Below are 5,411 nucleotides of genomic sequence, written 5' to 3' on the forward strand. Positions count from 1 at the left end.
GGGTTTTAGGTGAGTTTTGATGTAGGTGGGTATGAGTGATTACAAATGCCCCAAATGTGGCGGAGAGCTGGAAGATTTAAGTATTAATGACGACTGGGGGTGGCACGTTGAAGAGCCTTATCGCTGTAACGGTCATTACACAGGGCGATTCCCCAACATCAGCAAGGATTGTGCGATGAACAGAACGAAGTCTTGTGGGTATTTTACGAAAGAGCAGGTTAAGAAGTAAGGAGGTTGGTAGGTATGGAACAAAGGTTGGTAGGTATGGAGTATAAGCAAAAATACTTTCTACGCACTGAGCAAATCAAAAACAATGCCCTTGAATTTGTGAAAGCGTTACCAGTGGACGAGAAAAAGCCGTTAGTGGTTGATGTGAAGCCAGCCACTCGCAACCTTAAGCAAAATGCCAAATTTCACGCAATGTGTGTCGATATTGCCAGACAGGTGCAATTTAACGGCGAATGGCTACCGCCTGAAACGTGGAAGGTCATTTTAATTTCTGCCCACGCTGAAGCAACGAAAGAAGGCTCTTGTTTGGTCACAGGATTGGAAGGCGAATTAGTGAATATTCGTGAGAGTACGGCTCAAATGAGCGTAAAACGAATGGCAAGTTTAATCGAGTATGCAACTTCGTGGGGTGTTTCTAATGGGGTGCATTTTAATGACAGATGGAATTTTTGGGAGATGAAATAACCTACGCTTAGTGGTTAAGCGTAGGTGTAAGCGTTAAGCGGTTAAGATTTTATCCGCTGCGATTTTAGCTAAGAAGTTGCTACGGTTTTTATACTCTTTGTGAACCGCAACAAAATCATCAATGCGTTTGATGAGATAGCTAGGGAGGGTGATGTTGATTTTCTCTGCTTTGCCCATTAGGTGGGATAAATCGACATCAACCACACCGAAAAATACGTTATGACCGTCTAAATCAGGGTCGTTTTTGTGGTTTTCGATAGCGGTAGGCGTTGGAATTTCTCCCCCATCTTTGACGACAGATTCGAGATGAAGTGCTATAGCTTGTTTTACGTTGCTATAAGTTTCTTCTAGGGTATCTCCAGCAGAATAACAGCCGTCAATATCTGGGACAGCAACGACATAGCCGTCGGAAACTTGTTCAAAAATGAGTGGGTATAACATAAAAGCTCCTTATTCGTTAAACGTGGATAATGGGGGCTTTACAGCCCCGCTTGTTTTCTGATTTTCTTTTCGAGAAAGCCTAAGTCTTTTCTCGGGTGGGGAACAGTCACTTTGCCTGCTCCCTTTTGATTTTTCTTCTCAAAGTGGTGGTGGCTACCGACTATGCTATCTAGCTCCCAACCGTTCTTTTTGAGAAGTTTTATCATCGTTTCACTATCCACGTTTTCTCCTCTATTGGTTAATAGTTGTAGTTATTATAACCCTAAAATAAAAACAATCAAGCATTTTGTAGTTATTGTAGGTATTTTTTATGGTGAAAATCAATTTAAGAAAAGAAGCCAAAGGCAGAGAGTGCCAAGTACGCTTACCAGGTGTTTGTAATTTCAATGCTGAAACAAGTGTGCTGGCTCATTATCGAATGGCTGGGTTAAATGGTGTTGGGCAAAAGCCTGATGATATTTTCGGTGCGTGGACGTGTTCTGCTTGCCACGATGAATGCGACCGTAGAACTCGGAAATTGGAAACAGAGTTTGTGCGACACGCTCACGCTGAGGGTGTGTTCAGAACACAGGCAATTTTACGCAGAGAGGGAAAGTTGTGAGCAGAGAATTAGAGATTGCTTTGCCATTTCCACCAAGCGTAAACCATTATTGGAGGCATACCCGACAAGGTAAGCATTATATTAGCGACAAAGGTAAACGTTTTAGGGAATTGGCTCTATTGGCTTGTTTTGCTGAGTTGCCTTTTGATGGGCTTGTCGCTGTTGATGTTAGGGTGTATTTGCCAGATCGTCGAGATCGGGATTTAGATAACCTTTGGAAGGTGATTATGGATAGCCTTACTCACGCCAAAATACTGAAAGATGATAGTTGGAAATATGTTGTAAAAGAGAGTATTGAAGCAGTAGGCGAAGTCAGGATAAATGATAAAGGTGAGTCTGAATTTATTCCTGAAATTGTGAAAGATGGTCGAGTTGTGGTGAAGATTAAGGAGTTGAAATGATTAGGCTGCATATTAGCATTGATGATATTTTACATGTCTGGGCTCGCCGTTGGGCAAGTCATAAAGAGTGTCGAGGTTATCCCTCGTTACAATCTTTTATGAGAGAGGTTGAGGTTAAGCGTAGTTACAGTATTAGCGAGCTTACAGAGGATGAGTATTTAAAAATTGATACTGCGGTCATCACTTTACATGATTTGGATTTAGAGGCGTATCAAGTGTTAATGGCGGTATTCTTACAAGGACAGAATAAGCAATCTACTTGTCTTGAGATGCAAATTGCGCCAAGAACATTTGATAGGCGATTGCGCACCGCACGAGATTTTATGGAAGGAGCGGTATTTGGTTCGGGATTGATTAGACTGAAGTTTTAGGCGTATTGCTACGCCTTATTTTGTTCTGCAAACAGCTTAATACCTTGAGTAACAATTTGCGTTTTAGACAGACCCGATTGTTCAGAGAGTTCGGTTAGTAAAGCAATCACTTCTTCGTGGAGTTTAAAGCCAACCATACGCACCCCACGTTTTTTATCGCTTTTCTCTTGAATTTCTTTTTTTGTTAGTGCCATTTTCGCTACCTTTGGTTGATTTTTAAAACTGAAGTTGTTATATTAGGAGCCGTTGGGGGACACTCTCACATATCCCCCGCAGGGTTATCTATTAACTAGTAAGCGTAATTGCTTACCACCAACAAGATAACTAGGATGATTAGCTTCCAAGGCATATCCTAGCTCCTTTTTTGAGACCGCTCACCAGAAGGGCGGTTTCTTCATTTCTAGCCCTTGCTAAAAACAAAGTTATTATAGTTTAAACTATATTTAATTGCAATAGTAAAAACTACATTATTTTATTTGACACTAAATGGCAAGAAAGAGAAAAATCATCAATCCGTGTTATTGCAGTAAGCAATGATTCGTTGCAAAAGATATTTGTAATGCTGTTGAATTAGCATGCTTGTAAGCGTATAATCTATCGTATTAAAATATTATATGATAAGAACTTATCACAAGACTGTTTGTCTATGAGGAGAATAGGTATAGTGCAGCAACAGAATAGTAAAGTCACTTGGGCACAGGCTGTGCGTGATGTATTGAATACGGCAATGAATAGAGGACAGCTCCCCTTATTATTCATTTTATTGTGTTGTTTTCTCGTGTTATATCGTCTTCCAGAAGAACAGTTATCGCTTTTGGTATTTAAAATCATGCAAGGGTTAAAGGATGGCTATTTAGTTGGTTATGCTTTAGTCGTTGTGATATTGGTTATATGGTATTGGGATAGTCGAAGAATCCGTAGAAAATATGCGGAACTATCTACCCAATATACTAAATTACAGCAAAAAACATACCAAAAACAAACAAAATCTAAAAAACAGGAGAACTAAAATGATGACAGCAATGACATGGTTATTTTATATAACCTTAGCACTTGCCATCGGTCATTTCATTTATGAATCAATTATTGCGCCAAATTTACGAGTCGGTATTCGCAATGAATTATTTGAAATTAAAGATGAGCTTGATTTGATTTCTCTTGATGAGCTTAGTGAGAATGATAAGGCGATTTACTATATGCTACATTCTAGCTTAACAGGACTAATGCTACGTTTACCTAAATTAAATCTTTCATTGATGAAAGAAGCTCAAGATAAATTTGAAACTGATGCTAAATTTCGAGCAAAAGTATTGAAGAAAAGACAGCTTATTGAATCATCGCATAATACAACATTGAAAGACTTGTATCGTCGCAGTAATAATGCATTTTCAGATGCATTTATCATCAATACAGGTGCTTGGTTTATGTTATTATTTCCTTTGTTATTTGTTATGAAAGCGATGGCAAAAGCACAAAAAATTGTCTCTGGTATTATAACGTTAAGCACAAAACAAATGCAGAAGTTGATACCAGAAACAGAAGATGAATTGGCATATGCCTAATAACTTCCAGAACCCTATTGCAATCAATAGGGTTTTGTTTTATATTTACTTCATAGGCGTCGAAACCTAAACCAAAAGCGGCAATCCGCACCCGTCAGACAAGCGGTTTTTTTGTATCAAAATTTTGCAGATCTATTTTCCTTGCCATTAAAAATAGATTTGGAAAACTCAATGTCGAGAGGGCGGAGAATACAATACCCGTAAGGGAAATAATCCCGACCGACTTTTGGCGGTTTTCGAACCTCTCGGCACCCTATCTAATAGGGAAATCAAACTTCGAAAAAAAAACCAAAAGGAGCAGACTTATGTCTCAATCAACTCAACTCTCTACATTCAATTTTGAACAATCATCAATCCGTGTTATTGCAGTAAACAATGAACCTTGGTTCGTTGCAAAAGATGTCTGCGACACATTGGGTATTAAAAATCCTACTCAAGCCTTAGAAAACCTTGATGAAGATGAAAGGGCTATGTTTAACATAGGGCTTGAACAACGAGTAAATTTTGATAACAGAGTAAGTGAAATTAACATCGTATCAGAAAGCGGAATGTACACTTTAATTCTCCGTTGCCGTGATGCTGTGAAAAAAGGCTCTGTTCCACACCGTTTCAGAAAATGGGTAACAGCTGAAGTGCTACCGCAAATTCGTAAGACAGGACAGTATTCGCAAAATTCTACGCAAATCGCACCGCTTACAATTACCCCAGAGCAACAACGAGCTATACAGGAAGCGGTACAACAGGCTCACTATCGAACAGGATTACACTGGCAAGAAATCTACTCTCGGCTCAAAAGCACTTTTAACGTAGCGAAGTATGACCAACTACCGCAAACAATGTTTGAACACGTTATTAACTTCTTAAACACACTCGGCAATCAATACCGCCCGATTGACCGCAGTAAAAAAGACATCACCATTGCAGGTTTAGATGCAGAACAAATTGCCAAATACCTTGTAAGAGCAAGAGCCTTTGCAAAAGAAGTAGAAGTATTTCATCGTAAACTGTACGAAGATTTAGGCATTTCTCGCTATGTTAAAAACGATATTGCAGGAAAAGCCTACGACATCGCACACGAATTTAACGTATGGCTTGACCCTTTTATTGAACAAGTCTTACCCCAGCTTAATCAACAACGATTAGCAAGATTTTAAGCAACAATAAACGACAAACAGACCGCTTGCGACCTAGCGTTGCAAGTGGCTTTTGTGTTTCAAAAAAATAATGCGTTTAATCGCTCAAAAAGTGATTGACGTCGTGCGAGAAAAGTAGTACATTCCAGCTATGCTTGCAACTCGTACAAGCGAGAGAAAGCGAAATAATTTTACAGCCCTGAGCAGAA

The 5,411-nt window shown here is 39.3% G+C and carries 10 protein-coding genes; 7 read left to right on the forward strand and 3 right to left on the reverse strand.

Annotated elements, in window-relative coordinates; all coding sequences use genetic code 11:
• Nucleotides 1-264 precede the first annotated feature (264 nt).
• A complete protein-coding gene (locus tag B0183_RS04095; protein WP_164689675.1) occupies nt 265-693 on the forward strand; it encodes a recombination protein NinB in 429 nt (142 codons plus the stop codon).
• Between the two features lie 33 nt (nt 694-726).
• On the opposite strand, the gene B0183_RS04100 is transcribed toward B0183_RS04095, so the two are convergent.
• Nucleotides 727-1,134 carry a type II toxin-antitoxin system HicB family antitoxin gene (locus tag B0183_RS04100; RefSeq protein WP_005714429.1) on the reverse strand — a complete coding sequence of 136 codons (408 nt, stop codon included), beginning with the start codon at nt 1,132-1,134 and terminating at the stop codon, nt 727-729.
• Nucleotides 1,135-1,172: 38 nt separating this feature from the next.
• On the reverse strand, nt 1,173-1,355 hold the full coding sequence (locus B0183_RS04105; protein WP_005714427.1) for a type II toxin-antitoxin system HicA family toxin: 183 nt from the start codon (nt 1,353-1,355) through the stop codon (nt 1,173-1,175).
• An 89-nt stretch (nt 1,356-1,444) separates the two neighbouring features.
• On the opposite strand from B0183_RS04105, the gene B0183_RS04110 reads away from it, so the two are divergent.
• The 3 genes from B0183_RS04110 to B0183_RS04120 are packed head-to-tail and all read left to right on the forward strand — an operon-like array spanning nt 1,445 to nt 2,507.
• Nucleotides 1,445-1,735, forward strand: a complete 291-nt coding sequence (locus tag B0183_RS04110; protein WP_078208369.1) for a DUF1364 domain-containing protein — start codon at nt 1,445-1,447, stop codon at nt 1,733-1,735.
• The gene (locus tag B0183_RS04115) at nt 1,732-2,136 is read left to right on the forward strand and encodes a RusA family crossover junction endodeoxyribonuclease (protein ID WP_021116921.1); all 405 of its coding nucleotides are present in this window, start codon (nt 1,732-1,734) and stop codon (nt 2,134-2,136) included. The genes B0183_RS04110 and B0183_RS04115 overlap by 4 nt, the downstream gene beginning before the upstream one ends.
• Entirely contained in the window at nt 2,133-2,507 is a 375-nt protein-coding gene (locus B0183_RS04120; protein ID WP_071610301.1) for an antiterminator Q family protein, read from the forward strand. Before B0183_RS04115 ends, B0183_RS04120 begins: the two co-directional genes overlap by 4 nt.
• 8 nt (nt 2,508-2,515) lie before the next feature.
• Here B0183_RS04120 and B0183_RS04125 read toward each other — a convergent pair whose 3' ends face one another.
• Entirely contained in the window at nt 2,516-2,701 is a 186-nt protein-coding gene (locus B0183_RS04125; RefSeq protein WP_021116919.1) for a hypothetical protein, read from the reverse strand.
• Between the two features lie 470 nt (nt 2,702-3,171).
• Here B0183_RS04125 and B0183_RS04130 point away from each other — a divergent pair, with 470 nt between their 5' ends.
• The 3 genes from B0183_RS04130 to B0183_RS04140 all read left to right on the forward strand — a co-directional run bounded on the left by B0183_RS04130 (nt 3,172) and on the right by B0183_RS04140 (nt 5,223).
• Nucleotides 3,172-3,516, forward strand: a complete 345-nt coding sequence (locus B0183_RS04130; RefSeq protein WP_026916572.1) for a hypothetical protein — start codon at nt 3,172-3,174, stop codon at nt 3,514-3,516.
• Nucleotide 3,517: 1 nt separating this feature from the next.
• On the forward strand, nt 3,518-4,069 hold the full coding sequence (locus tag B0183_RS04135) for a hypothetical protein (RefSeq protein WP_078208370.1): 552 nt from the start codon (nt 3,518-3,520) through the stop codon (nt 4,067-4,069).
• 305 nt (nt 4,070-4,374) lie between these two features.
• Nucleotides 4,375-5,223, forward strand: a complete 849-nt coding sequence (locus B0183_RS04140) for a BRO-N domain-containing protein (protein WP_078208371.1) — start codon at nt 4,375-4,377, stop codon at nt 5,221-5,223.
• The last annotated feature ends 188 nt before the right edge of the window (nt 5,224-5,411 follow it).

Source organism: Glaesserella parasuis (assembly GCF_002015085.1).
GTDB lineage: Bacteria > Pseudomonadota > Gammaproteobacteria > Enterobacterales > Pasteurellaceae > Glaesserella > Glaesserella parasuis.